The organism is Janthinobacterium sp. GW821-FHT03C08 (assembly GCF_059420905.1).
The window spans coordinates 14437-39076 of record NZ_JBWKUP010000013.1; the positions used below are offsets into that span (position 1 = coordinate 14437).

The window sequence follows — 24640 nt, forward strand, 5'->3', positions numbered from 1 at the left end:
GGCGGCTCTTGCAGGGAAATGTTCTTTTTGAACATTTATTGCCAAAATTAAACTGTTTCGTGGGTGAGATTCGGATAGAATGATTCTCGCTGTCGAAATGGCATCCCTGTCGGGCCAGGGTTGCCAATGCTGGTCAGTTTATTTACTATGGCGCCCTACCCACACTGAGATACCGATGTCAGCGTCTGAATCAAACCTGTTTCCTTTGGTGGGATTACAAGCAGTTGCCAATGCTCATAACGAGTGGGTCGCTGTCACCTTGCATGTACCGCAGCCCTCGACGGCCCCGCTCATGACGGCGCTGACCGTGGCGCTGGCCGCCGCCGATGCCTACGCTTTCCTGGCGCCGCTCGACTGCATCATTCCCCTGGCCGACCCGCATGGCGTGGACGAGGCCGTACTGGCGCAACTGGCGCCGCAGCGCACCATCTTCCGCCTGCCGGCCCAGTTTGCCGGCGACAAGCAGATTCAAAAGAAATGCCAGCAGTGGCGCGATGCCGGCTACCGCATCGTCCTGGACGGCCCTGGCGCCGGTCCCGTGGCGGCGGCGCAGGTCGAGGCGCGTGCGCTGGCCATCGACGCGGCCGGCGAGTTGCCGGGCCTGCACCAGCTGCTGCCCCTGCCGGGGCCGCACCTGGCCTACAACATCGGCGACGCAGGCCGTCTCGCGGCCTTGCAGGAACTGGGCGCCAGCTGGTTTGCCGGCGACTATGCCCTGCACCATGCGCGCCAGCAAAGCGAACCGGAAGACGCCACCTCGCGCCGCCGCGTGCTGGCGCTGCTGGGCCTGCTGGCCCGCGATGCCGACGCGCACGAGCTGGAAGTGCCGCTCAAGCAAGACCCGTCGCTCAGCTATCATCTGTTAAAACTGGTCAATTCGGCCGCCTTCGGTTTCACGGCGCCGATCACCAGCTTCAGCCAGGCCATCACCCTGCTGGGCCGGCGCCAGCTGCAGCGCTGGCTGCAACTGCTGCTATATGCGCGCCAGCAGGACGATGGCAAGATCCACGCGCTGCTGCCGCTGGCGGCCGTGCGCGCGGCGCAGATGGAAGCGCTGTGCCAGTTGCGCGGCGGCGACCGCGACGCGCAGGACCTGGCCTTCATGGCGGGCGTGTTTTCCCTGCTGGACATTTTGCTGGGCATGCCGATGGAAGAGATCATCGCCACCCTGAACCTGGCGCCCGAAGTCAGCGCCGCCTTGCTGGAACGCAGCGGCGAGCTGGGCACCCTGCTGGCGCTGGTCGAAAGCACGGCGCCGCCGCCCGAGGGCTTGCGCCGCGCCGGCATCGATGGAGAAACCTATTGGCGCAGCCTGCTGCAGGCCTACCAGTGGGCCATCCAGGTCAGCCGGAACCTGTAGCATGACTTTGCTGCCGGTGTCGGATTACCTCAGTGACAGCGCCGCCTTGTGCGACGCCGTCGTGCGCTTGCGTGGCCCGGCACTGATGGCCGAGCTGGGCCGCATCGCCGGCGCCGTGATGGCCAGCCCGCATGGCCAGTTCCTGCCCGCGGCCAGCGCCCAGGCTGCCACGCCCTCTGCGCCGCCCCCGTCCTTTGCGCGCGACACGCCCGCCTTGTTGCAGGAAGTCAGTTTCGACGGCCATTGCTTCGGCCACTACGCCGTGGCCGGCCGTAGCCTGTACAACGACGCCGACCGCCGCCACCTCGCCAGCCTGGCGTCCTTGACGGCCGGCGTGCTGCAGGTGCACTCGCTGGCGCAGCGCTCGACCCATGCGTTTGCGCAAGTGGAAGCCTTGCTGGCGCAGCAGACGCAGATCCTCGACCAGCTGCATGAGTCCGTGCTGACGATGGACTTGACGGGCTACATCACCAGCTGGAACAAGGGCGCCGAGCGCCTGTTCGGCTATTCCTCGGTGGAAGCCGTGGGGCGCAACATCCTGTTCCTGTACGACGATGAAGAAACCGGCTTCCACGACGCCTTCCTGGAGCAGGGCGGACGCCTGATGGAGGTGCGCCGCCGCAAGAAGTCCGGCGAGATCTTTTGGGCCAGCCTGTCGCTGTCGCCGCTGCAGGACATGGACGACAAGCCCATCGGCCTGATCGCCTACCTGACGGACATCACGGAGCGCAAGCTGGCGGAAGAGCGCCTGCACCACCTGGCGTATTATGACCCGCTGACCAGCCTGCCCAACCGCACCCTGCTGGCCAAGCTGGTGGACCAGGCCCTTTCCGTGGCGCAGCGCAGCAAGATGCTCGGCTGCGTGCTGTTCATCGACCTGAACCGTTTCAAGCTGATCAACGACACCCTGGGCCGGCGCATCGGCGACGAATTGCTGCGGCAAGTGTCGCTGCGCTTCCGCCAGGCATTGCGCGACCAGGACCTGGTGGCGCGCCTGGGCGGCGACGAGTTCGCCGTCGGCCTGTTCGACATCGGCCAGCACTTCGAGGCCAGCATGGTGGCGCAAAAGCTGCTCGCCTCGCTGGTCGAGCCGTTCCTGATCGAAGGCCACGACCTGCGCGTGGGCGCCAGCATCGGCATCAGCGTGTATCCGCAGGATGGGCAGGACGCGGAAACCCTGCTGCGCCTGGCCGACATCGCCATGTATCGCGCCAAGCAGGACAGCGGCGGCGAGGCGGAAAGCGTAGCCTTCTACAGCCAGGACATGAACCTGGGCATGCAGGCACGCATGCGCCTGGAAACAGGCTTGCGCCAGGCGTTATCAGAGCAGCAACTGCTGCTGCACTTCCAGCCAAAATACGCGCTGGCGAGCGGGCGCATCATCGGCGCCGAAGCCCTCGTGCGCTGGCACCACCCGCAGCACGGCATGATCCCGCCCGCCGAATTCATTCCCCTGGCCGAATCGACGGGCCTGGTGGTACAGGTCGGCGAATGGGTGCTGGAAGCGGCCTGTGCCCAGGCGCAGGCCTGGAAACTGGCGGGCCTGCCGCCCATCCGCCTGGCCGTCAACGTGTCCGCCCGCGAATTCACGGCCGCCTTGCCCGCCAGGGTGGCGGCGACCCTGGCCCGCTACGGCCTGGAAGCGGCCTGGCTGGAGCTGGAAATCACGGAAAGCACGCTGATGCACAACATCGAGCGCGTGATCGGCATCATGGACCGCATCACGGCCCTGGGCGTGGCCCTGTCCCTGGACGACTTCGGCACGGGTTACTCCAGCCTGTCGTATCTGAAACGTTTCCCCATCGATACGTTAAAGATCGACCGGTCTTTCACCACCGGTATCCCCACGGACGCCAGCGACTGCGCCATCGCCAGCACCATCATCAGCATCGCCCAGCAGCTGCACCATAAAGTGATCGCGGAAGGCGTGGAGACGACAGAACAGCTGGCCTTCCTGAAGAGTTCGGGCTGCGACGAAGTGCAGGGTTACCTGTTCTCGCGTCCCTTGCCGGCGCGCGAGTTCGAGCGGGCGCTGCGGGAAAACTGGGGCGTGTAAGCTTTCTGCTTGGTTATGCCCGCGCAGGTATTGAACCCGCCGGATCTGACCCGAGTGTTTGCGATGGGGGAAATATGTTGCTGACGGCACTAGCCATTGGTAAGCCACTGACCTTTATGTATAATGCTGCCATCTGGAAGCGTGGCCGAGTGGTTGAAGGCACCAGTCTTGAAAACTGGCGACGGGTTACACTGTTCGTGAGTTCGAATCTCACCGCTTCCGCCAGGAAATAAAGAAACCGCCTTCGGGCGGTTTTTTATTGCCTGGCGGAAGCGAGCAGGGCGCCTTCGCGCCCTGCGCGTGAGATTCGAAGGGCTGGGCCTGCCGGCCCAGCCCGCCCCGAATCCTCCAACCGCTGCCGCTGCGCGGCAGCCCCGCGCGCCTTGGGCGCGCGTTCGTGGTTCTAATTAGGCTCTCTGCTGAGCACGCTTTCAAAGCACCTCACGCAGCAATCCCTGTCTGAATGCCCGGATCGACCCTCGCCACTGCAGGCGCAGTTCATGGCGATCAACGAGTGGGCCGGCGTGGAAGCGGTGCGCTTCGCCCCGTATGGCGACCTTGTCACCGGCGGGGAGGGCGCGGCAGGAGTGACCATATCGCCAACACCGACAAGATCATCTTCGCTGAGGTAGCGCGCGGCCTGGCTGCCGTGCGCGGCCGGCCCGCCGTGGCGCGGCATGGCTACTGCCACGACTGCGACGAGGCGCTGGCGCCGGCACCGGCGCTGCTGTTTTGTGATGCGGACTGCCGCGAAGAAAAGTCCATATTATGTCCCTGCTTGAGTTTGTGGGCCGACCGCTCGCATGGCTTCGCCCGGATTGCCTCCGTAACTCAATTTTCACGGTAACGAAGACCGCTTGGCATTTCTTCATGACTATGACGTAGCAGTGTTGCTTTTAACTTTTTTGCATCTTACTTGTTACGATGCGTGAGTATTTGAGGCTATATTCGGTGCACACTCGTAACCACCTAAAACTGGGAGTTATTCCATGGCCGGTTCATCAAACAGTCTGCCGCCGCGGCTAATGGGGGCGAACTTCAAGCGTTTTTCCCTACTGCCGTTGGCAATCACATTTGTTGTAGTGGTTTGTCTGACACTTCTGGCAACCCAGTTATGGATGGTATGGCGCGCAAGAGAGGTACAGCTAGGCGAGGCAGCTCAGGCAAGCGCTAATCTGGCGCAGTCCGTGGCCCAACATGCCTATGACACGATCAAAGAGGCTGATACTGCATTGGTCGGGTTGGTGGAGCGTATGGAAATAGATGGTATCTCAGACCTTGAACTTTCACGTATTCATGATTTGTTGGTTATGCGTGCCGGGGAACTACCCCAATTACAAGGATTTTTCGTTTATGCGAAAGATGGTAGCTGGCTGGTCAACTCTCAAAAAGTGTTATTGAAAAATTTTAATAATTCTGATAGGGAGTATTTTAAATATCACCAAAATAACAGCGACCGCGGCCCTTACATCGGCCCTCCAATACGGAGTAAGTCGACAGGGGACTGGATTCTTTCTGTGTCGCGTCGCATTAACCTCCCCGATGGAAGTTTTGGCGGGGTTGTTCTTGCGACAATAAATATGAATTACTTCAGATTATTTTATGATCGATTTTCCATAGGGCAGAGCGGGGCAATTTTCATTGCAAATGGGAATGGGATACTTTTGTTAAGAAGGCCATTTGATGAAAAAAAGCTTGGCCAAGATATATCTCAGCTCCCATTGTTTAAGAATTATCTTTCAAAGGGGCCGGTAGGCACGGCATTAATAAAATCAGGATTGGATGGCATTACACGTATCAATAGCTATAGAAGAGTGGAAGAATATCCCTTGGTGGTTTCCGCTGCATTGTCTCAAGATGAAGTATTGGAAAGCTGGCGCAGTGATGTTTATATTCAGTTGGTGGTTGGCGGGATGATGTTGTTGATCATTTCGTACCTTGGTTATCGTATGGTGAAACAAATAAATCTGCGATCCAAAACTGAACAAAAACTAATGTTGGCTGGCATTGAACTGGAGCTGATTAATGAAACGTTGTCGCGGCTCGCCAGTCAGGACGGACTAACTGGACTGGCAAATAGGCGTCATTTTGACGAATCGTTAATAGGGGAGTTTAATCGTGCGCAGCGTGGAGAAGGCTCGTTAGGGTTAATCATGATCGATGTTGACTTTTTCAAACAGTACAACGATATTTATGGCCACGTGGCCGGCGATGAGTGCTTGAGAAAAATTGGCAAGGTGGTGGCTTATAGTATGCGCAGGCCAGGGGATCTTGCGGCCCGCTATGGAGGGGAGGAGATGGTCGTTTTACTCCCAGAGACCGATCTCGCCGGTACATTGGGAGTTGCCGAGAGCATCCGGGATGCTGTTCAATCGATGGGGATTGTTCATGCTGGAAATCCGCTGGGGGTTGTGACGGTAAGTATCGGTGTAGAGGCTTTTTCTCCGATTTATTTGGAAAACCAGCCTATTGAACTGGTCGAGGCCGCTGACAAGGCATTGTATAAAGCGAAAGAGTCAGGGAGAAATCAGGTTTGCTATGCGCGTTCTGGCCAGGGGCACGCGACGAGAGACAGTCTTTCGGCCTATCTTTGATAACGTTGATTTCCAAATTAGGCTCTCTGCTAAGCATGCTTTCACAACCCCCCAACGCCTCAGCCCGTGTCCGAATGGCGGACCTGGCCCTCGCGCATGCTGCGCCGCCTGGCAAGGGCCGAGGAATCGTTGGTGGCGGCGACGCGCGGGCAGCAGCAGGGGAAAATGTCGCTGTCCGACGTGGCGGCCCGCTCGGGCTATGCGGATCAGGCCCACCTGTCGCGTGATGCGCGCGCATTGGTCGGCGCAAGCCCGCGCGAGCTGGCTACGCTCGTGCAGACGGATGAAAGCTATTGGCTGTACCGCATCTGGATCTGAGCCGGCGGGACATACGCACCGGCGCCGCACGCCAATGCCGCCGCATCGAGAGCCCCCTGGCCGCAGCGCCGCGCTTCCCGGGCCGTCACACCACCGCCGCGCTGAAGGACTCGGGCCGCCGCGCGAGCAGGTGGGACAGCCGTTGCAAGCCCGCCTGCAGGCGCCCGCGGTCCTTGATGCTGCCCAGGGAGATGCGGATGGCATTCACGGCGCCGCTGCCCGTTGCGAATGCCTCCGCCGGCGTGACTGCGATGCCGGAGCTGGCGGCTGCCTGCGCCAGCTGCGACGAATTCCAGTACGCCGGCAGCTCGAGCCATACATGCAGGCCGTCACCCAGGCCGCTGTAGCGCCCCGCCAGGATATCGCGCGCCATCCGGTGGCGCAGGCGCGCCTCCTTGCGCACGCCGTCCATCAGGCGGTCCGCCGAACCGTCGAGTATCCACTGGGTGGCCAGGGCGGCCGTCAGGGGCGCGACCATCAGCGCGAAGGAGCGCAGCGCGACGAGGAAGCGTTCGCGTTCGAGCGGGTCGCGTATCAGCACGAAGGCGACGCGCAGGCCGGGCGTCAGGCATTTCGACAGGGTGGAGATGTAGGTCACCTGTTCCGGGGCAAACGTGGCAATCGGCGGCGGCGGGGCTTCGGCCAGGAGCCAGTAGGGATCGTCCTCGACGATGCGCACCTTGCAGCGCCGGGCGATGCCGGCGAGCTCCTTGCGCCGGCGTTCCGGCATGGTGATGGCGGTCGGATTCTGCAAGGTCGGATTGAGGTAGATCAGCGCAGGCTGGTGCTGGCGGCACGCCTGCTCGAGCATCTCGGGCACCATCCCGTGCCGGTCCGCTTCCACCGCCATGAGCTGCCGGCCGAACTGGCCAGCTGCCGCACGCAAGCCGGGATAACTTGCCGGCTCTGCCAGGATGACGTCGCCAGGCTCCGTCAGCGCCAGGATCAAGGCGGCGATCGCCGCCTGCGCACCGGGACAGACGACCAGCTGCTGCGTATCCAGATGGCCAAACATCGGTGCCAGCCACTTGGCGCCCGCCTTGCGGTCGGAGTCGCTTCCTCCGCCCAGGTGATAAGTCATCAGCAATTCATTATCTGCCCGCATCAACACTTGCGACAGTCCCTGTTTCAGCATGTCGTCGAAGTCCACGCCATCGGGCGGCGGCGGGGTATTCATGCTCAGGTCGAGGATGGCGGTCAACTCGACCTTCGGCGCCGCGACATACGTGCCGCGGGCGCCGCGGCCCTCCAGCAAGTGGCGGCGCCGGGCTTCGTCGTAGGCGCGCGTGATCGTCGTCAGGTCGACGCTCAGCTGTGCTGCCAGCTGGCGCTGCGGCGGCAGGCGGTCGCCCGGGGTCAGCGATCCGTCTGCTACCGCCGCTTGCAAGGCATCGGCAATCTGCAAAAAGCGCGGCCCCTTGTTTCCGGCCAGGCGCGGCAGCCAGGGTGGCAAGGTGTCATCTTGTATGGTTTTTAACTGGGACATTTTGTCTCAATGTATGGAGATTGTTTTTAAGTAGTATGCATCAGAACCTGCGGCAACGCCACCTTGCATGGCAGTCGCCGGGGTTTTCTCCTCTCTCGTCCGGATGCGGCAACTTACGGCGTTCGATGCCCTGCTTATTTCATAGGTGGCTATAATGAAAGACTCAGGCAGGGTGGCTGGGGATGGGTTGAAAAAATGTCGCTGCTGCAGCAGCGTTTTGAGGTAGCGCTCCTCACCATGGATAGTGTCAAGCAATAGCTGGAAATACTCAAAATGATCGATTGGATCCCGATAGTCTTCGTTACCTTCAAGGGCCTCGTGCTCGGCACGGGCATGTTCTTCGCCATCAAGTGGCATTACGATCAAGGGAGGAAGGGGAAGGTGGAGGAGCGGCGCGCCGTGCTGCGCGCCGGCGGCAAGGCGGTCGCCATCTTCGTGCTGCTGCTCCTGGGCCTGGGGTTCGTCACCTTCGACCTCGTCAAGATGCTCGGTTTGGAAATATCGTTCACCTGATGGCAAGGAGTCGCCGGCCCCTGTCCAGTGCCGGGGCGGCAATGCCACGCTGCGGCTGGGCGTACCGGCCTTGCAGGAAGATGCTGCTACGCCGTTGCGCCACGCAGGCGGGAAACCGCTTGCTTCAGGTGACCCTGCCGAAGCCATGAAAAAGAGCCGCCCCTCGGGCGGTTTTTGAATTTCTTGATGGAAGCGAGCGGGGCAGGCCGGGCGCCCTGCCAGCCGCCGTTCGTGCAAAATCCTGGCTTGTGATTAATACTTTCCAGTTGCGAAAGTGAACGATATGGCTATGGCACTGCCATTATTCGTCCCCGCCGAGGTAAATTCATACGATGAATTTTTTTCTAATGGCGTCAAGGGCATCACAATCGCCACAGAAGCATCCGTAATAAGCCGGGCTGCGTCGTTTTCTTTATTGAGCAATTGCAGTGGAATATCGATATTGCTTCCTGTCTTGCGCAATGTATAGCCGCTCAATGCCAGAATATTCCCATCTCGTACCTTGACGTAAATGGGATGGCCAATGGGATTGTCGATTAAATTCCGGCCGGCGATCGGTGAGGGGATTTCATTGGCATATGTTTTGGAAAGCATGCCAGTGGTGCCCGCACATGGGTAGGTCAATACCTTATCGGCATCAATCTGCTGGCGTGTACGGCTTGCCGTGGAACCGATATCGATTACCAGTCGCATCCAATATGTGTCCGTTACGCCAAATCCCACGCCGACATCTCGCTCGCCTTGCAGCATGCCATTTCCATGGTAGGGCGTCGTGAACAGGTCCATGATGGCGGATTGGGCGTAAGAGGAACCGTATGACTGGTACATGGCATATGAATATGGCGCAGTCAATACTTCCGCGCCCGATGTCGCCGCATAGCCGGCGGCGGTAAAGCGATCATTCAACATCGTACCCGTGAAACCGTTCGGGTAGGCTGTTTGATCCTGGTAATGACTCATGAAATGATTTGCTGACAAATAACTTGCATGTCCTTGCGCCGCGACGTCGAGCTTTGCATCTTGCTGCAACAGGCCGAAGCCGCAGGCCAGGCGTTGCGCATTCAGATAATCGTAGGCATTGCGCTGCTCAGTTCCCGCTGCGTACGTTGCGGGAAGCACGACCGTCTGAATCGTTGAATCCGCTATCGGGGGAGTCACTGGCGGAGTCACGGGGGGCGTGACCGGCGGGGTAACCGGTGGCGTAACCGGCGGTGTGACAGGGGGTGTAACAGGGGGTGTAACAGGGGGTGTAACAGGGGGCGTGACCGGCGGAATGATGCCGATTTCCGTATTTTTTCCCGCATCACTGCCACCACCGCCGCAAGCGACCAGCAAAGTAGCGATTGCCGCTGTAAAGACACCGGATGTAATTGTTTTCATTTATTCCTATTCAGTAATTGGGAGGCTAGATATCGGCGGAATGCATCGATGCATGCACTATCAGTACCGGGAATGATAGTTGCCATAAAAAATGGCAAAATTTTAACATATTTAGTTGCCATGTGGAAATTCTGTTTTGCCAATTAAATGGCATCCGCGTATTATGATCAGCGGCGGGCATATCCCGATTATTGTGAATGGTGAAATGGCGGTAATAAATTCGGGAATGCCATGCTGGAGCATGTGGCTTGCTATTGGCCGGACCCATGCGATTCCCGTGGCAGGATTTCATGCTCCCGCCGCCCCATTTTCCGCAGGCAGCGCAATTGCAGGCAGCGATGGTGTATATTTTTTAATCGCGCACGGCCCCGGTTTATCGGCCTGGCAGTATTGTCGCCTGAATAAAAATAATCTCCGTGGCGCAGCCGCGTTCTTCCAGGCTAGTATCATGGCTGTTTATACTGTGCATGCATCAAGGGCCATGTTCGCCGTGCACTTGCCCGGAAAAACTGCCATGCATCCACCACCTGCAGCCATAATTGCGCATGTCCGCCACAATTTTGAAGCCATGAAAAACCTGCCCGTAGAATATCGTCACAATTTTCCACTGGACCCCGTCGATGTCGTTCGCGTCTTCGACCAGTCGGGCATCAAGCGGCCGACGGCCGATCTGCCGAGGATCGCGCGCATGTTTGCCGCGCCCGGCCTGCTGCTGTCCGCATGGGTGGATGGCAAGCTCGTGGGGCTGGCCCGCTCGCTGACCGATCATGCCTACTGCTGCTATCTCTCGGACCTGGCGGTGGACAAGCAATACCAGGGCCTGGGCATCGGCAAGGAACTTGTCCGGCGCACCCAGGCCGTCATCGGCGACGACGTGTCCCTGATACTGCTGTCGGCCCCGGATGCCATGTCCTACTATCCGACGCTCGGTTTTGAAGCTGCGGGCAATGCCTACGTGATTCGGCGCAAGCATTGAGCGACCGCTTCCGGGAATGCCCGCGCCGCATGAAAACCGTCTACACCCTGGCCGGCGCCCTCGCACGGGACCCCGGCCGCGTCGCCAAGACCCGGGCGCTCACCCTCGACGAGGCCAGGCCCCACATGGGCCTGAAGGGCAGCCACGGCCTGTTTGCCTCCGCAGAGTGGTGGGACAGCATCGCGGCCGGGCGCCTCCTGACGCAAACGGTGACGGGCAGCATCGAACGTACGTCTTTCGCGGGCCAGGACAGCCGCCGCGGCGATCAAGTCAACAGCGTCACCTTGCGCCTGGCGGATGGCTCGACTGTCGACGTGAGCATCTACGCGCACCACCCGCAGGACAGCCGGCTGTTCGTGCCCGGTGCCACGGTGACGATGGTGTCTGCGCTGGACGAGCTGAAGGCGCAGCCTGCGGCGGACGGTGGTGTCAACTACGCGCGGACCGTGCTGGAAGTTGCCATCTCTGTCGGGGACACACGGGAATAGGACATGGCGCCGCGCCGAAGTTCCACCATCGGCACAACCTTGACCCAGGACAAATTCCCCGCCGAAATTCGTTTGACCGTCCCCCGCGCCGGGTCTAGAGTCGTCGACAAGACCTCAACGGACCCCATCGCCATGGCCAAGCCTTTTCCCCTCAACCCCAGGAATCCCGAGCGCATCTGCTGGGGCTGCGACCAGTATTGTCCTCCGGACGCCATGCGCTGCGGCAATGGCTCCGAGCGTACGCAGCATCCGGTCGAGCTGTTCGGCGAAGGCTGGCATGACTGGGGGCTGGCGGCGACCGACAAGGCCGACAAGGCCGACAAGGACGAGAACCAGCCTTGACGGCAAGCGCTCCATGCTGCGCGCCGCTACAATCTCCTCATCGCCCATTCGTCCAAGCGGAGGAGTCACCATGCAAGAAACCCTGTCCCGCTGGCTGGCAAGCAGCGCCGGCGATGTCCAGTTCGTCGAGCACCCGGCCGTGCATACGATCGCCGAAGCGCTGCTGCACGTGCCCGCCATGCCGGGCCTGATGGTGAAAAACCTGTTCCTGCGCGACGAGAAGGGCAGGCGGCATTTGCTTGTCATCGTGCCTTTCGACCGGCGCATCGACCTGGCGGCGCTGGGGCGGCTGTTGCCTGCAAGTAAGCTCAGCATGGCCTCGCCCGACCGGCTGCAGCAGCACCTGGGCATCACGCCCGGGTCCGTCAGCCTGTTTGCGCTGATCCATGACGGCGCGCAGGCGGTGGAACTGGTGCTGGACCAGGCCGTGTGGGACGCCGCTCATCTGCAAGCCCATCCGCTGCGCAACACGGCGACGGTCGTGCTGTCGCATGCCGCCCTGGTCCGTTTCCTCGCGCACACGGGGCACGTGCCCCGCATCGTATCGGTGCCGTCGGCGCCCGCATGATCAATGCCCGGCCACGGGCGCGCCGCCGCTGCGCCGCCCCGGGCGGAAGCCATGCGACCGGGCCGACCAGGCGACCGCGAATGCCAGCGTGAGCAAGGCCGCCATGGCCCACGGAAAGGCGCCCGCGCCCCACGTCTGCAGCAGGGCGCCGCCGACGATGCCCGCGGCCGCGATGGCGCCATTCCACGCCACCACATTCATCGACAGGGCCACGTCGGCGCCGCTGCCGGCCGTGTCGGCCAGCGCCGTCTGCAACAGCGTGGCCGCGCCGCCAAAGGACAATCCCCAGACGGCCATGGCCACGTAGACGACGGTGGGCAGATGCGAGGCGATGCCCAGCACGAGGGCCGTCGCGGCAAACACGGCCAGGCTGGCCAGCACGGTGCTGCGCAGGTGGCGCTCGACCAGCCTGCCCGTGACCCAGATGCCGGCCAGGGCGGCGGCGCCAAAGACGAGCAGGACCAGGTCAACCCGGCCCGCCAGTCCCGCCGGCGCGACGAAGGGGGCAATATACGTGTAGAGAATGTTGTGTGCCAGCATCCAGGCGATGACGACGGCCAGCACGGGGCGCACGCCAGGTGTCGTGAAGACGCGGCGCAGGGGCAGGCGTTCATGCGCGGACTGGCCAGGGTAGTCCGGCACCTTGGCCAGCACCCAGGCGACCAGGATTAATGTCAAGGCGGAAATGATCCAGAACGCGGCGCGCCAGCCGACGAGGGAACCGAGCAGGGTGCCCAGCGGCACGCCCAGGGACAGGGCGACGGGCGTGCCCACCATGGCCAGCGCCAGGGCGCGGCCTTGCTGCTGCGGCGCCACCATGCGCCGCGCGTAGCCGGCGAGCAAGCTCCACGCCAGTCCGGCCGCCATGCCCGCGAAGAAGCGGGCCGCCAGGGTCAGCCAGTAGTGCGTCGACAGGGCCGTAACGGTATTGAACACGAGAAAGCCGATGATGGTCAGCAGCAGCACGTTGCGGCGGCGCCAGCCGCGCGTGGCGATGGTCAGCGGAATGGCCGCCAGCAGCGAGCCGAGCGCATACGCCGTGACCATTTGCCCGGCCAGTGCGGCGCTGATGCCGAGTCCGGCGCTAATTTGCGGCAGCAAGCCGGCGGGCAAGGTTTCCGTGACGATGCAGATAAACCCTGTCATGGCCAGGGCCAGCAGGCCGGCGACGGGGAGGCGGTCGGCCAGCGCAGGGCTGGCTCCGGTGGTAAGCGTGGCGTGATTCACGGTAAATATCCTTGTAAGTGGGAGAGAGCGGGCAGGCGCAGGCGTGCCCCTGCCCGTCGTGGCGATATATATGTATCGATCGGTATAAATATAGGCGATGGCGCGCGCCGTTGTCAACGACTTCTGTATCGAGTAGTATGTAAGTCGGTGACGATGAGGAGGAATGGATGGCGCAAATGGGACGGCCGCGCACGTTTGACCGGCAGACGGCGGTCGAGCAGGCCATGTTTTTATTCTGGCAGCAGGGTTATGAGTCGACGTCCTTGAGCCAGCTCAAGGCGGGCCTGGGCGGCGGCATTTCCGCGCCCAGCTTTTATGCCGCGTTCGGTTCGAAGGAAGCGCTGTTCCGCGAGGCGGCGCAATGCTATCTGGACACGTATGCGCGCGTGACGGAGTGTTTGTGGGACGATGGCCTGGCGCCGCGGCAAGCCATCGAACTGGCCTTGCGCCAGTCGGCACGCATGCAGTCCGAGCCGGGCCACCCGCCCGGCTGCATGGTGGCGCTCGGCTGCATGAGCGCGCCCACGCCCGAACACGCGGCCGTCGCCGCGCCGCTGACGGCTTCGCGCGCCCGTACGCGCGCCGGCTTCGCGCGCTGCGTGGAGCGGGGCCTGGCCGGCGGCGAACTGGCGGCGGGCACGGATGCGGCCGCGCTGGCAGCCGCCTTCGACGGCTTTTTATCGGGGGTGTCCATCCAGGCCCGCGACGGTATCGGCTACGCCGTGTTTGACGGGGCGATCACGCAGCTGATGCGTCTGTGGGATGCCAGCCGCTTGACTGCCTAGGCCGTAAAGCGGAATTCCAGCACGTCGTCGCCATACCGGTCCGTCTCGCCCGTCGCCGTCCAGCCCAGGTAGCGGTAAAAGCCGTAGGAGCGGGAGGCGGGGTCATTCGAACAGCCGAGGAACAGCCGCTCGTGGCCCTGGGCGCGCAAGTCCGCCATGACCCGTTCCAGCAGCGTCTTGCCGATGCCGAGGCCTTCGGCTTCCGGCAGCAGGGCCAGCACGACGATTTCGCCCGTGCCGCGTTCGCCAAAGCAATAGCCGGCCAGCTGGCCGTTGCGAAGGCACACGTGGCCAGGCAGGTTGCCCGAGCGCATCATCTGCGCCCAGGTGTCGGCCGTGATGCCCACTTCCGCCAGGCGCTCCGCGGTGATGGCGTTTTGCCGGGTCTTGCCGCGCAGGTCGATGAAGGCGGGGGTGTCGTCCGCCTTGGCGGCATGGAAGGTGATGGAGGCTGGATGTGTCGTCATGTGTGCGTAAATTGTTGGATGGTAGTGAATGATTTACTCCCAGGATTTGCGCATGCTTTGCGCATGGCGTTGCCAGTCAAAGACCTTGTTATTCTCGATGGCCTGCTGGCCGGGATTGCCGCTATCGATGATTTCATTCTTGACGATGATCAATTCGTTCTTGTTATTCAAGCCGTATTCCCGGTAGCGCTCGCAATCCTGCTCGCGCCGGGCGATGGCAGTTAATGTCTTGTGACGCCATGCATAGCTGTCTTCATAAAAACATTGCGCCGCGCAGCCGCAATTGGCGATGCCGCCTTCGATTCTCTGGCCGGCGATGCTGATTTCCAGATTCGGGATCGCTGATAATGGCTTGCTGAAACGATAGTTTTTCGCCTGCGTATCCCACAGCCACACATCGGAACAGCGGATGCGCCCCTGGCTATCCGTATAGCCCGTGACCCACAGGTCGGCGTAACCGTCGAAATTCATGTCCAGCAGCAGCGCGTGCAAATTGCCCGTGCCGCTGCTGCTGCAGCTGCCGGCGACCCACCGCTTGCCGATGTTCAGCCGGTAAGTCTGCTTGTCATCGTGATTCATGTAGCGGATATCGGCGGCTTGTCGCACTTTGCCGCTCGCGGCCTTTTCCAGATGCAGCGAGCCGCCATAAGCGGCAGTGGAAACCAGTGATAAAAACAGGGCAATGAGCTTCATGGCGATATTCTCGGGCCGGCACGTGGATGAAATATCCCGATTACCGCATGGGGGGAATAATCATAACGCAGGATTCCGGCGGCGTGCCACACCATTCCTATCGTACATTCTGCGTATTGGCGTGCTGTGTACAATGCCTTCATTCTCCGAACAAGGAATCTCCATGACCGACTCCACCGCATCCTGGAATGAAGCGGGCATACTCGCTTATAACGACGGCAATTACGCGGAAGCGTTCCGCCAATTCGGCGCGGCCGCCGATGCGGGCGATCCCGCCGGCCAGCATTTGCTGGCCAGCCTGTATTACCAGGGCCATGGCGTGGCGCAAGATTTGCCGAAAGCGGTGGAACTGTTCACGGCCGCCGCGCAAGCGGGCTTTCCGCCGTCGCTGGCCAACCTGGCCCTGATGTATGCGAGCGGCGATGGCGTCGCGCAAGACATGGCGCAGTCGCTGTCCTACGGGCGCAAGGCGGCCGAGGCGGGCGATGGCCAGTCGCAGTTCAACCTGGCGCAGGCGTACCGCAAGGGGATTGATGTGCCGCAAGACTACGCCGAGGCCGCGTTCTGGTACAAGCAGGCGGCCGAGGCCGGTTCCCTGTCCGCGCAGAATGAATATGGCTTGCTGTATGCGCAAGGGCAGGGCGTGGACCTCGACTACGTGCAGGCGTACGCGTGGATCGCCATGCCGGCCCAGGCGGGCAGCGCGCAATCGATCAAGAACCGCGACCAGTTGCTGGAAATCCTCACGCCGTCACAGCAGCAGGCGGCGCGCGTTCTCGCTGCCGAGTACGCGGCGCAATACGGCGTCAATCCCCACTGAACGGGGATTTCCCCGGCTGCTTGCTGAGCACGCCCGCCGCATCGAGTTCGTAGCTGTCGAAGTCGCGCGCCAGGAACAGCTGGCCCGAGTAATGCAGCCGCGCTTCCGCTTCCAGCTCGGCCATGCCGTCCGCATGGTGGTAGCGGGCGCTGAAGTGGGTGAGGATCAGGTTGGGCAGGCGCACCGCTTGCGCGAACTGCGCCACGCGCTGCACGGAACTGTGCGTGGGGCCGGGGCCGACCTTTTGCAGCATGGCTTCCGTGTAGGTGGCTTCGTGCACGAGCAGCTGCGCGTCCGCGCAGGCGTCCATCAGCAGCGATGGCGTATCGTTGTCGCCGCCGACCACCACAGTGGCGCGCTGCGTCTCCACCTGGCGGAAAGCGGTGGCGGCCAGCACCGTGCCGTCCTCCAGATGGGCATCCTGGCCCGCCTGCAAGGTCCCCCAGGCGGGGCCTGGCGGCACGCCGGCGGCCAGCAGGGCGGGCTTGTCCAGCTTCCAGCGGCTCGTTTCCAGCGCGAAACGGTAGCCGACGCTCGGCGCGCGGTGCGACAGCGCGTGGCGCGAGATCGTCAGGCCCGCTTCCTGATACACCACGGGCGCGCTGTCCACGTCGATGTGGATCAGCGGATACGTGAGGAACAGTTCCGTGTGCAACAGGGTGGCGTCGATCCACGCCTTGATGGCGGCCGGGGCGATCAGCAGCAAAGGCTTCTTGCGCCCCGTCATCGAGGCGCTGGCCAGCAGGCCCGGCAGCCCATAGCTGTGGTCGCCATGCACGTGGGTGATGCAGATGCCCACCAGGTCGTGCACGGACAGGGGCAGGCGCTGCAGCCGGTGCTGCGTCGCTTCGCCGCAATCGATCATCCACCAGTCGCGGTTGTGCGTCGTTTGCAGGGCCAGCGACGTGACGTTGCGGTGGCGCGTGGGCACGCCGGAAGACGTGCCGAGAAAAGTCAGTTTGAACATGGGCGCATTATGCGGCAGCCGTGCCGGCTTGCCAATGCCGTTGGCTTCAGCCCGCCAGCGGCGCGCTCAAGCTGTCCTTGTAGATGCGCCCGTTCTTCATGATCAGCAGCAGGTTTTCTTCCGGCCGGGCGAGGAAATCGAGGTTTTTCGCCGGATCGCCATCGGCTACCAGCAGGTCGGCCAGCGCGCCCGGGGCCAGGCGGCCCAAGGCACCCGGGTAGGGCGCACGCTGGCCGCACAGGGCCAGCAGTTCGCCATTCTGTCCCGTCGCCTGCGCCAGCAAGGTGAGCGGGTCGTAGAAGCGCGTCAGCTTGGCCAGCTGGCGGCCCTGCGTGGGCGTGTTTTTCGCGTTGAACAGGATGTCCGTGCCCCAGCCCGTCCGGATGCCGTATTTTTGCGCCAGCGCATACGCCTTCACCGTGCCTTCCGATACGATCCTCTGGCTGGCCTTGCGCGCCGCATCCGGGTACACATTGGCGTCCTCATCTTGCAGGAAGGGTTGCAGGCTCCACCACGTGCCCGCGTCGCGCATCATGCGGGCGGATTCATCGTCCGCCAGCTGGCCGTGTTCGATGCTGCGCACGCCAGCGCGGATGGCCCGCTGTATGCCTTTCGGCGTGTACACATGGGCCATCACGTAGGTGCCCCAGTCGGCGGCCGCCTCCACGCCGGCGCGCAGTTCGCGCTCCGAATACTGCGTGCTGTCGAGCGGGTCGTACAGCGAGGCGACGCCGCCGCCGGCCAGCATCTTGATCTGCGTCGCGCCCAGCATCAGCTGCTCGCGCACGCGGCGCAGCACTTCCGCCTCGCCATCGGCGATCATGGCCACGCCCGTCGATTCCACCAGGCTCAGCGGGGCATTTGCCGCGCGCGGGATGTCCGAGCGCAAACGGAAGTCGCCGTGGCCCGAGGTTTGCGAAATCATGGCGCCCGAGGGAAAGATGCGCGGGCCGTCGACGATGCCTTCATCGATGGCGCGCTTCAATGCAAAGGCGGGGCCGCCCGGATCGCGCACGGAGGTAAAGCCCCGCAGCAGGGTGCGCCGCGCTTCCTGCGCCGCCACCAGATATAAATAGCCGACGTCGGACGTCATGGCCGTCACCTGGCTGATGGCCGCCAGCATGGTGTGCCAGTGGGCGTCGATCAGGCCCGGCATGACCAGCTTGCCCCGGCAATCGATGACCTGTGCGCCGTCCACCTTCTCGCCGGCCGGCAGCAGGGCGGTGATGGTCGCCCCCGTCACGAGCACGTGCATGCCGGCGCGGGGCACCTTGCCCGTGCCGTCGAACAGGCGCAGATTGGTCAGCAGCAGCGGCCGCTCGGATGCCTGTGGCTGCTGGGCGATGGCGTTGCCGCTGGACAGGCCGAGGCCGAGGAAGGGCGCCAGCATGGCGGCCGTGCCGCCGAGAAATTGCCGGCGCTGCATGTCCGCCATCACCCGTTGGTGCAGGATGGTGAAGACCGTGCCGCCGCAGTCGCAGGCGCGCGGCTTCAAGCCGCCCGTCTGCCAGGTGTCCGCCAGATGCTGTTCCTGTGCCAGGGCCATCGCGCCATCCTTTCATCGCTGCCGCGCCGTGCGCGGGCACGGGGGCAAAGTTAATAAGTGGAAACAATGTTCATTGAAAGCCTGCCGCGCCGCCAAGTCAAGCGTGCACTTGCTTTACGGCAAAGAATGTAGCATCGGCTGTTCAAGGTGCATGCTGGCCGCTATTTTCCCCATCGCCCGCCGTGTAATCGACGAAGCCGTCGCGGCGGCAAAAGCTGGCCAGCTGCATGCCCGCCTGGCGCGCGATGCGGATGGCCAGCGCCGTGGGCGCCGAGATGGTGGCGACGAGGCCGATATGCATGCGCGCCGACTTGCGCACCAGTTCATAGCTGGCGCGGCTGGACAGGAAGACGAAGCCGTCGTGCATGGCGATGCGGTGCAGCGCCAGGTAGCCGATCAGCTTGTCCAGGCCGTTATGCCGGCCCACGTCCTCGAACACTTTGACCACGGCGCCCTCAGCCGTGCACCAGGCGGCCGCATGCACGCCGCCCGTCTTGTGCATCAGTTCCTGGAAGGGCAGCAGCTCGCGCGCGGCGCGGCCGATGATGGCGCTGCTGGCGAGCAGCGGCGGCAGGGGCCGCGTGATCCTGTCCGGCACCAGGTCCAGCAGGGCCAGGCTTTCGATGCCGCACACGCCGCAGCCCGTGCGCCCGGCCAGCGCCCGGCGGCGGCCCTTGAGCCTGATCAAGTCGGGCTGGGCGATGGTGAGCCGCACTTCCGCAGCATCCTCGCCGTAGCACACGTCGAGGTCGTAGATGTCGCGCACGCTGCCGACGATGCCTTCGGTCAAGGTAAAACCGACGGCGAATTCCTCCAGGTCGCGCGGCGTGGCCATCATCACCGCGTGGGCGATGCCGTTGTAGACGAGGGCCACGGGATATTCCTCGGCCACCACGTCGCGGCCCGCCCTGGCCGCGACGCCCTGGTGGCGCACCATGGGCACGTCCAGGTAGCCGTCGCGCTCGATGGTGGTGATGTCGCATTCCATGATGTTCTCCTTGTAACGCCTGAGCAAACCTGCTGCGCGTCGCGATTTGCGGCCTGCGATATTCACTGACTCGGCGCCCCGTACCTTCGCACGGCTGCGCTTCCCAGCCACAACTCCCATCCGCTCGCTACGGTTTTGTCCGAGGTTATTAATTAATGAAATTAATCGATCTGATAGCGCGGGCAGGGCCGGATCGGCGGCGGCAGCGGCTCGCCGTTCAATTCCAGCAGCGAGCGTTCCGTTTCCCGCGTCATGGCGTTCAGGGCCAGGCAGTTGGGTGCCAGGCCGAACGGTTCGGCGATCTGCTGCGCGATGGCTTCCAGCGCAAACAGGGTGTAGGCGACGAACACGGAAATGAGGGGCGTGGCCACGCCGATGGCGTCCACCAGGCCCAGCGGCAGTAAAAAGCAGTACATGTAGACGGTGCGGTGCACCAGCACGCCGTACGGATACGGAATCGGCGTGTTCTTGATGCGCTCGCAGCCGGCCACGGTGGCGGCCAGGTCGTTGAGCTGGTGGTCGAGCATCCACAGCAGCTGCGCCTGGCCGCCCTGGCGCTGCGCGGCGTCACGCAGCATGGCGCGCACCGTGTGCAGCACGGCGACGGGCTTGAAGGTCATGCCCTGTAGCTGCTGCGCTTCGGCGGCCGGCAGGTAGCGCGCCAGGTCTTCCTGCGGGTCCGTCTGGCGCAGCTGGTGCTTGAGCGCGTAGACGAAGGCGACCAGGCGGCGCAGCAGCAACTGTTGGTCCAGGCCGCTCGTTTCCTGCGGCAGGTAGGTGATCGCCTGCGAGGCCAGGGCCCGCGCGGCGATCAGCAATTGTCCCCAGATATGCCGCGCCTCGGCAAAGCGGGCATAGCTGGCATTGTTGCGAAAGCCGAGGAAGATGGCCAGGCTGATGCCGACCATGGGGAACGGCGCCGTGTCGAGGGGAATCTTGACGCCGAAGACGCGCCCGTCCGTCAGCAGGGCCAGCGAACTGATCACCAGCATCAGCAGCAGTTGCGGGATGATGGCTTGCAGTACGGAACCGTCCCAGACGAACAGCATGCGCAGCCAGTTCGAGGTGGAGCGAACGATCATGCGCCAGCCCCGGCGGAAGGGACCAGCAGCACGGGGATGGACTTGAAGGTCGGCGTGCCGGACCCTTCGCCCACGCTGTCCAGCGGCACCAGCGGATTGGTTTCCGGGTAGTAGGCGCCGATGCAGCCACGGGGGATGTCGTACTCGACCAGCAGGAAGCGGTCGGCGCGGCGTGCTATGCCGTCATGCCACACGCCGATCAGGTCGACCCAGTCGCCGGCCGCAAAGCCCAGCATGGCCAGGTCGTCCCTGTTGATGAAGACGACGCGGCGCTGGCCGAACACGCCCCGGTAGCGGTCGTCCATGGCGTAGATGGTCGTGTTGTACTGGTCGTGCGAGCGCGTCGTCATGAGCACCATCAAACGCTCGCCATATTGCTGGCGCGCGCGCTGGATGGGCGTGTCGCGTTCCACCGCGTTGACGAGGAATTGCGCCTTGCCGCTGGCCGTCTTCCACACGCGTTCGCGCGAGGCGATTTTCAGGTGGAAACCGCCCGGCTTGGCCACGCGCAGGTTGTAGTCGAAGAAATCGTCAAACACTTGCTCGATGGAATCGCGCAGCAGCGCATAGTTGCCGGAAAAGCGCAGCCAGTCGATCTTTTCGCTGCCCAGGGTCGCCTGCGCCATGCCGGCCACGATGGCGATTTCCGAGCGCAGGCTGGGCGAGGCGGGCTGGTTCATGCCGAACGAGATGTGCACCATGCTCATGGAGTCTTCCACCGTCACGCCCTGCGCCACGCCCCCCTGCAGGTCGATTTCCGTGCGTCCCAGGGTGGGCAGGATCAGCGCATCCCTGCCGTGCACGAGGTGGCTGCGGTTGAGCTTGGTGGCGATGTGGACCGTCAGGTCGCACGAGCGCAGCGCTTCCCAGGTGCGCGGCGTGTCCGGCGTGGCCATCGCGAAGTTGCCGCCCAGCGCGACGAACACCTTGACCTTTTTCTCCAGCATGGCGGCGATGGTGCCGACGGCGTCGTAGCCGTGGTGGCGCGGCGGCGCGAAGTTGAAGACCAGGCCCAGGCGGTCGAGGAAGGCCTGGGTCGGCTGTTCCTCGATGCCCATGGTGCGGTCGCCCTGCACGTTCGAGTGGCCGCGCACGGGGCACAGGCCCGCGCCCCGCTTGCCGATATTGCCGCGCATCATCATCAAGTTCGACAGGATCTGCACGGTGGCCACCGAATGCTTGTGCTGCGTCACGCCCATGCCCCAGGTGGCGATGACGGCCTTGCCTTTCACGTAGATCTGCGTGAGCTCTTCGATCTTGTCGCGCGCCACGCCCGATTCGGCCAGCAGCACGTCCCAGCTTTCCGCGCGCAGGTCGGCCGCGAAGGCGTCGAATCCGCTCGTGTGTTCGGCGATGAAATCGCAGTCGAGCACGCGTTCCTGGCCGTGGGCGACGGCCTCGTCATCGAGTTCGACGACGCGCTTGGCCATGGCCTTGATCAGGGCGAAGTCGCCGCCCAGGGTGGGGCAGATGAACAGCGAGCAGATGTTGGTGCTGCCGCCCGTCAGCATTTCCAGGGGGTGCTGGGGGCTGGTGAAGCGCTCCAGGCCCCGTTCGTGCAGCGGGTTGATGGAGACGATGACGGCGCCGCGGCGCGAGGCTTCGCGCAATTCGCCCAGCATGCGCGGGTGGTTGGTGGCGGGATTCTGGCCGAACAGCAGCAGGGTGTCCGCATGCTCGAAGTCGTCCAGCAGCACCGTGCCCTTGCCCACGCCCACGGTTTCCGGCAAGCCGCGGCTCGTTGCCTCGTGGCACAGGTTGGAACAGTCGGGGAAGTTGTTGGTGCCGTAGGCGCGCACGAACAGTTGATACAGGAAGGCCGCCTCGTTGCTGGCGCGGCCCGACGTGTAGAAGGCGGCCTGGTCGGGGTCGTCCAGCGCGTGCAGGTGCCGCGCCACGAGGGCGTAGGCGTCATCCCAGGAAATGGCCTGGTATTTGTCGCTGGCGGCGTCGTACACCATGGGGTCCGTCAGGCGGCCGTGTTGTTCCAGATCATAGTCCGACTGTTCCATCAGTTCGGTGACCGTGTGCTCCTGGAAAAACTCCGGACGCACGCGCTTGCTCGTCGATTCGGCGGCCACGGCCTTGACGCCGTTTTCGCAGAATTCGAACGTCGACGCGTGTTCGCGGTCGGGCCAGGCGCAGCCGGGACAGTCGAAGCCATCGGGCTGGTTTTGCTCGAACAGCGCGCGATAATTGCCCGCGCCGACTTTTTCCTTGAGCAGGTTGATGGCCACGTACTTGAGGGCACCCCAGCCTGCCGCAGGATGGGTGTAGGGCGCGATGCGCGCGTCGGACTTGGGCTTGCTCATGATGACTCTCCTGGTGATATGCGATGGGACAGTCACATGGTAGTGGCGGCGTACTGCCCCGTAGGCGCACAGTTCCGGGCAAAAAAACAGAGTACAGATGGGAATAGGGCGAGCTGCGTCATGCCGGCCATGCCGCTGATTTATGATACAGGCGAGGGAAGTGCGGCGCGCATTTCCGGTTTTCAGCGAGGAAATATATGCAACAGGAAGACGGGATAGAAGGCATCGACACGGCGCTGGTCGCCTTGCTGGCGCTGCTATGGCAGGCGCGCCAGGAGGCGCCCGGGAAACCGTGGTCGCTGGCCAAGCTGGCCAAGCGGGCGGGAGTACAGATGAGCACTTTGTTGCGCCAGCTCAATGCGCTGTCCAGCGCGGGGCTGGCGGACGTCGCCATGGCGGAAAGCGGCGGCGGCAGCGCGCTACTCAGCGCGGCGGGGGCGGAGCTGTGCGCCACGGTCTTTGCCGCGCCGCCCGCGCCATAGCTGGCGTCTGTACTCTATCGCCTGGCGCCGGACTGTACCTCTTTGCCTGCCTCCATTCGCCTTATGCTGGACACAGATGAATGCCTAACGAGGGAAAGCCAATGAACACCATCCTGTCTCCGCAGCCAGCGCCCGCGCCGCCATGCCATAGTGAACCGTGCGTGGACATGCTGGGCCGCCCGTTGACGGACTTGCGCATGTCCGTCATCGACCAGTGCAATTTCCGCTGCACCTATTGCATGCCGGCTGGGCTGTACCCGAGCGACTACCCTTTCCTGCCGTCCAGCGAGCGCCTGTCCTTCGCGCAGATCGAGACGATGGCGCGCGCCTTCGTGCGCCTCGGCGTCGATAAGATCCGCATCACGGGCGGCGAGCCGCTGCTGCGCAAGAACCTGGAGCGGCTGATCGAACGCCTGGCGAGACTGACCACGCCGGACGGGCGCGCCGTGCGCATCGCGCTGACGACGAATGGCAGCCTGCTGGCGGCCAAGGCGCGCTCGCTCAAGGATGCGGGCCTGGAGCGGGTCACCGTCAGCCTCGACAGCCTCGATAACGGCATCTTCCAGCGCATGAATGGCGTCGATTTTCCCGTCGAGAAAGTGCTGCACGGCATAGAGGTGGCGCAAGCCGTCGGCTTGCATCCCGTGAAGGTCAACATGGTGGTGCAGAAAGGCGTCAACGACAGCCAGATCGTGCCGCTGGCGCGCCATTTCCGCCACACGGGCGTGGTGCTGCGCCTGATTGAATTCATGGACGTGGGCGGCATCGGCGCCTGGTCGCGCACGCATGTCGTCACGTCGGAGGCGGCGCGCGCCCTGATCGACGCCGAGTTCCCCCTCGTATCGCTGGGCGAAGGCAAGCCCATCCTGCACGAAACGGCCAGCCGCTACCGCTACCGCGACGGGAGCGGCGAAGTGGGCTTCATTTCCAGTGTGTCGCAGCCGTTCTGCGGCGACTGCAGCAGGGTGCGCGTGTCGTCGGACGGCCAGATGTTCCTGTGCCTGTTCGCCCGCGACGGCATCGACCTGCGCCCGTACCTTGACACAGCGCAAGAGCTGGAAAGCGTGCTGCGCCGGCACTGGCAACGCCGTGGCGACCGCTACTCGGAAGTGCGCGGCGCCCTGGCCCAGGCCGGCGGCCGGCCGGGCAGGCAGTATGCCACCGTGCGCATGTCGCTGGTGGGCGGCTGA

At 63.4% G+C, this 24640-nt stretch carries 23 protein-coding genes and 1 tRNA gene; 14 read left to right on the top strand and 10 right to left on the bottom strand.

What is annotated here, in order from left to right:
• The first annotated feature begins 292 nt into the window (after positions 1 to 292).
• The 5 genes from AC07VL_RS19310 to AC07VL_RS19330 all read left to right on the top strand — a co-directional run bounded on the left by AC07VL_RS19310 (position 293) and on the right by AC07VL_RS19330 (position 6328).
• Positions 293 to 1360: an EAL and HDOD domain-containing protein gene (locus tag AC07VL_RS19310; protein WP_494807265.1), complete on the top strand. Its 1068-nt coding sequence runs from the start codon at positions 293 to 295 to the stop codon at positions 1358 to 1360.
• Position 1361: 1 nt separating this feature from the next.
• Positions 1362 to 3416, top strand: a complete 2055-nt coding sequence (locus AC07VL_RS19315; protein WP_494807266.1) for a putative bifunctional diguanylate cyclase/phosphodiesterase — start codon at positions 1362 to 1364, stop codon at positions 3414 to 3416.
• Between the two features lie 135 nt (positions 3417 to 3551).
• Positions 3552 to 3641: transfer RNA gene (locus tag AC07VL_RS19320), tRNA-Ser, on the top strand.
• Between the two features lie 764 nt (positions 3642 to 4405).
• Positions 4406 to 6010 (top strand): sensor domain-containing diguanylate cyclase, encoded by a 1605-nt coding sequence (locus AC07VL_RS19325; protein ID WP_494807267.1) that lies wholly within the window; start codon positions 4406 to 4408, stop codon positions 6008 to 6010.
• Positions 6011 to 6076: 66 nt separating this feature from the next.
• The gene (locus AC07VL_RS19330) at positions 6077 to 6328 is read left to right on the top strand and encodes a helix-turn-helix domain-containing protein (RefSeq protein ID WP_494807268.1); all 252 of its coding nucleotides are present in this window, start codon (positions 6077 to 6079) and stop codon (positions 6326 to 6328) included.
• A gap of 85 nt (positions 6329 to 6413) precedes the next feature.
• On the opposite strand, the gene AC07VL_RS19335 is transcribed toward AC07VL_RS19330, so the two are convergent.
• Positions 6414 to 7814, bottom strand: a complete 1401-nt coding sequence (locus AC07VL_RS19335; protein ID WP_494807269.1) for an aminotransferase-like domain-containing protein — start codon at positions 7812 to 7814, stop codon at positions 6414 to 6416.
• Positions 7815 to 8087: 273 nt separating this feature from the next.
• On the opposite strand from AC07VL_RS19335, the gene AC07VL_RS19340 reads away from it, so the two are divergent.
• A complete protein-coding gene (locus AC07VL_RS19340; protein ID WP_494807270.1) occupies positions 8088 to 8327 on the top strand; it encodes a hypothetical protein in 240 nt (79 codons plus the stop codon).
• Between the two features lie 252 nt (positions 8328 to 8579).
• Here AC07VL_RS19340 and AC07VL_RS19345 read toward each other — a convergent pair whose 3' ends face one another.
• The gene (locus tag AC07VL_RS19345; protein WP_494807271.1) at positions 8580 to 9707 is read right to left on the bottom strand and encodes a CAP domain-containing protein; all 1128 of its coding nucleotides are present in this window, start codon (positions 9705 to 9707) and stop codon (positions 8580 to 8582) included.
• A gap of 136 nt (positions 9708 to 9843) precedes the next feature.
• Between AC07VL_RS19345 and AC07VL_RS19350 the strand changes: the two genes are divergently transcribed.
• The 4 genes from AC07VL_RS19350 (at position 9844) to AC07VL_RS19365 (ending at position 12081) form a co-directional block, all read left to right on the top strand.
• Positions 9844 to 10683, top strand: a complete 840-nt coding sequence (locus AC07VL_RS19350; protein ID WP_494807272.1) for a GNAT family N-acetyltransferase — start codon at positions 9844 to 9846, stop codon at positions 10681 to 10683.
• 29 nt (positions 10684 to 10712) lie between these two features.
• Positions 10713 to 11171, top strand: a complete 459-nt coding sequence (locus tag AC07VL_RS19355) for an immunity protein RhsI2 family protein (RefSeq protein WP_494807273.1) — start codon at positions 10713 to 10715, stop codon at positions 11169 to 11171.
• Positions 11172 to 11303: 132 nt separating this feature from the next.
• Positions 11304 to 11513: a DUF3079 domain-containing protein gene (locus AC07VL_RS19360; RefSeq protein ID WP_494807406.1), complete on the top strand. Its 210-nt coding sequence runs from the start codon at positions 11304 to 11306 to the stop codon at positions 11511 to 11513.
• A gap of 70 nt (positions 11514 to 11583) precedes the next feature.
• Positions 11584 to 12081 carry a prolyl-tRNA synthetase associated domain-containing protein gene (locus AC07VL_RS19365; protein WP_494807274.1) on the top strand — a complete coding sequence of 166 codons (498 nt, stop codon included), beginning with the start codon at positions 11584 to 11586 and terminating at the stop codon, positions 12079 to 12081.
• Here the strand turns inward: AC07VL_RS19365 and AC07VL_RS19370 are convergent, their stop codons facing one another.
• Positions 12082 to 13227, bottom strand: coding sequence for an MFS transporter (locus tag AC07VL_RS19370; protein WP_494807407.1), 1146 nt, complete (start codon positions 13225 to 13227; stop codon positions 12082 to 12084).
• A 248-nt stretch (positions 13228 to 13475) separates the two neighbouring features.
• On the opposite strand from AC07VL_RS19370, the gene AC07VL_RS19375 reads away from it, so the two are divergent.
• Positions 13476 to 14093: a TetR/AcrR family transcriptional regulator gene (locus tag AC07VL_RS19375; RefSeq protein WP_494807275.1), complete on the top strand. Its 618-nt coding sequence runs from the start codon at positions 13476 to 13478 to the stop codon at positions 14091 to 14093.
• Here the strand turns inward: AC07VL_RS19375 and AC07VL_RS19380 are convergent.
• Positions 14090 to 14560: a GNAT family N-acetyltransferase gene (locus AC07VL_RS19380; protein WP_494807276.1), complete on the bottom strand. Its 471-nt coding sequence runs from the start codon at positions 14558 to 14560 to the stop codon at positions 14090 to 14092. The genes AC07VL_RS19375 and AC07VL_RS19380 overlap by 4 nt on opposite strands.
• Before the next feature lie 33 nt (positions 14561 to 14593).
• Positions 14594 to 15253 (bottom strand): XAC2610-related protein, encoded by a 660-nt coding sequence (locus AC07VL_RS19385; protein WP_494807277.1) that lies wholly within the window; start codon positions 15251 to 15253, stop codon positions 14594 to 14596.
• Between the two features lie 163 nt (positions 15254 to 15416).
• Here AC07VL_RS19385 and AC07VL_RS19390 point away from each other — a divergent pair, with 163 nt between their 5' ends.
• A complete protein-coding gene (locus AC07VL_RS19390) occupies positions 15417 to 16073 on the top strand; it encodes a tetratricopeptide repeat protein (RefSeq protein ID WP_494807278.1) in 657 nt (218 codons plus the stop codon).
• Here the strand turns inward: AC07VL_RS19390 and AC07VL_RS19395 are convergent.
• The 5 genes from AC07VL_RS19395 to AC07VL_RS19415 all read right to left on the bottom strand — a co-directional run bounded on the left by AC07VL_RS19395 (position 16060) and on the right by AC07VL_RS19415 (position 22968).
• Complete coding sequence (locus tag AC07VL_RS19395; protein ID WP_494807279.1) at positions 16060 to 17040, bottom strand: ribonuclease Z; 981 nt, start codon at positions 17038 to 17040, stop codon at positions 16060 to 16062. The two genes, AC07VL_RS19390 and AC07VL_RS19395, sit on opposite strands and share 14 nt — an antisense overlap.
• Positions 17041 to 17086: 46 nt before the next feature.
• Positions 17087 to 18586, bottom strand: a complete 1500-nt coding sequence (locus AC07VL_RS19400) for a metal-dependent hydrolase family protein (protein WP_494807280.1) — start codon at positions 18584 to 18586, stop codon at positions 17087 to 17089.
• Positions 18587 to 18728: 142 nt separating this feature from the next.
• On the bottom strand, positions 18729 to 19574 hold the full coding sequence (fdhD, locus tag AC07VL_RS19405; protein ID WP_494807281.1) for a formate dehydrogenase accessory sulfurtransferase FdhD: 846 nt from the start codon (positions 19572 to 19574) through the stop codon (positions 18729 to 18731).
• Positions 19575 to 19735: 161 nt separating this feature from the next.
• Positions 19736 to 20656, bottom strand: coding sequence for a bestrophin family protein (locus AC07VL_RS19410; RefSeq protein ID WP_494807282.1), 921 nt, complete (start codon positions 20654 to 20656; stop codon positions 19736 to 19738).
• Positions 20653 to 22968, bottom strand: a complete 2316-nt coding sequence (locus AC07VL_RS19415) for an FdhF/YdeP family oxidoreductase (RefSeq protein ID WP_494807283.1) — start codon at positions 22966 to 22968, stop codon at positions 20653 to 20655. Before AC07VL_RS19415 ends, AC07VL_RS19410 begins: the two co-directional genes overlap by 4 nt.
• Before the next feature lie 197 nt (positions 22969 to 23165).
• Here AC07VL_RS19415 and AC07VL_RS19420 point away from each other — a divergent pair, with 197 nt between their 5' ends.
• On the top strand, positions 23166 to 23450 hold the full coding sequence (locus AC07VL_RS19420; protein ID WP_494807284.1) for a helix-turn-helix domain-containing protein: 285 nt from the start codon (positions 23166 to 23168) through the stop codon (positions 23448 to 23450).
• Between the two features lie 101 nt (positions 23451 to 23551).
• Complete coding sequence (gene moaA, locus AC07VL_RS19425) at positions 23552 to 24640, top strand: GTP 3',8-cyclase MoaA (protein ID WP_494807285.1); 1089 nt, start codon at positions 23552 to 23554, stop codon at positions 24638 to 24640.

Bases quoted from the DNA above. Each gene is read 5' to 3' on its own strand.
- AC07VL_RS19310 (WP_494807265.1), top strand. From the start codon at position 293: ATGACGGCGCTGACCGTGGCGCTGGCCGCCGCCGATGCCTACGCTTTC.
- AC07VL_RS19315 (WP_494807266.1), top strand. From the start codon at position 1,362: ATGACTTTGCTGCCGGTGTCGGATTACCTCAGTGACAGCGCCGCCTTG.
- AC07VL_RS19325 (WP_494807267.1), top strand. From the start codon at position 4,406: ATGGCCGGTTCATCAAACAGTCTGCCGCCGCGGCTAATGGGGGCGAAC.
- AC07VL_RS19335 (WP_494807269.1), bottom strand. From the start codon at position 7,814: ATGTCCCAGTTAAAAACCATACAAGATGACACCTTGCCACCCTGGCTG.
- AC07VL_RS19340 (WP_494807270.1), top strand. From the start codon at position 8,088: ATGATCGATTGGATCCCGATAGTCTTCGTTACCTTCAAGGGCCTCGTG.
- AC07VL_RS19345 (WP_494807271.1), bottom strand. From the start codon at position 9,707: ATGAAAACAATTACATCCGGTGTCTTTACAGCGGCAATCGCTACTTTG.
- AC07VL_RS19355 (WP_494807273.1), top strand. From the start codon at position 10,713: ATGAAAACCGTCTACACCCTGGCCGGCGCCCTCGCACGGGACCCCGGC.
- AC07VL_RS19360 (WP_494807406.1), top strand. From the start codon at position 11,304: ATGGCCAAGCCTTTTCCCCTCAACCCCAGGAATCCCGAGCGCATCTGC.
- AC07VL_RS19365 (WP_494807274.1), top strand. From the start codon at position 11,584: ATGCAAGAAACCCTGTCCCGCTGGCTGGCAAGCAGCGCCGGCGATGTC.
- AC07VL_RS19370 (WP_494807407.1), bottom strand. From the start codon at position 13,227: ATGACAGGGTTTATCTGCATCGTCACGGAAACCTTGCCCGCCGGCTTG.
- AC07VL_RS19375 (WP_494807275.1), top strand. From the start codon at position 13,476: ATGGCGCAAATGGGACGGCCGCGCACGTTTGACCGGCAGACGGCGGTC.
- AC07VL_RS19380 (WP_494807276.1), bottom strand. From the start codon at position 14,560: ATGACGACACATCCAGCCTCCATCACCTTCCATGCCGCCAAGGCGGAC.
- AC07VL_RS19385 (WP_494807277.1), bottom strand. From the start codon at position 15,253: ATGAAGCTCATTGCCCTGTTTTTATCACTGGTTTCCACTGCCGCTTAT.
- AC07VL_RS19390 (WP_494807278.1), top strand. From the start codon at position 15,417: ATGACCGACTCCACCGCATCCTGGAATGAAGCGGGCATACTCGCTTAT.
- AC07VL_RS19395 (WP_494807279.1), bottom strand. From the start codon at position 17,040: ATGTTCAAACTGACTTTTCTCGGCACGTCTTCCGGCGTGCCCACGCGC.
- AC07VL_RS19400 (WP_494807280.1), bottom strand. From the start codon at position 18,586: ATGGCCCTGGCACAGGAACAGCATCTGGCGGACACCTGGCAGACGGGC.
- fdhD (WP_494807281.1), bottom strand. From the start codon at position 19,574: ATGGAATGCGACATCACCACCATCGAGCGCGACGGCTACCTGGACGTG.
- AC07VL_RS19410 (WP_494807282.1), bottom strand. From the start codon at position 20,656: ATGATCGTTCGCTCCACCTCGAACTGGCTGCGCATGCTGTTCGTCTGG.
- AC07VL_RS19415 (WP_494807283.1), bottom strand. From the start codon at position 22,968: ATGAGCAAGCCCAAGTCCGACGCGCGCATCGCGCCCTACACCCATCCT.
- AC07VL_RS19420 (WP_494807284.1), top strand. From the start codon at position 23,166: ATGCAACAGGAAGACGGGATAGAAGGCATCGACACGGCGCTGGTCGCC.
- moaA (WP_494807285.1), top strand. From the start codon at position 23,552: ATGAACACCATCCTGTCTCCGCAGCCAGCGCCCGCGCCGCCATGCCAT.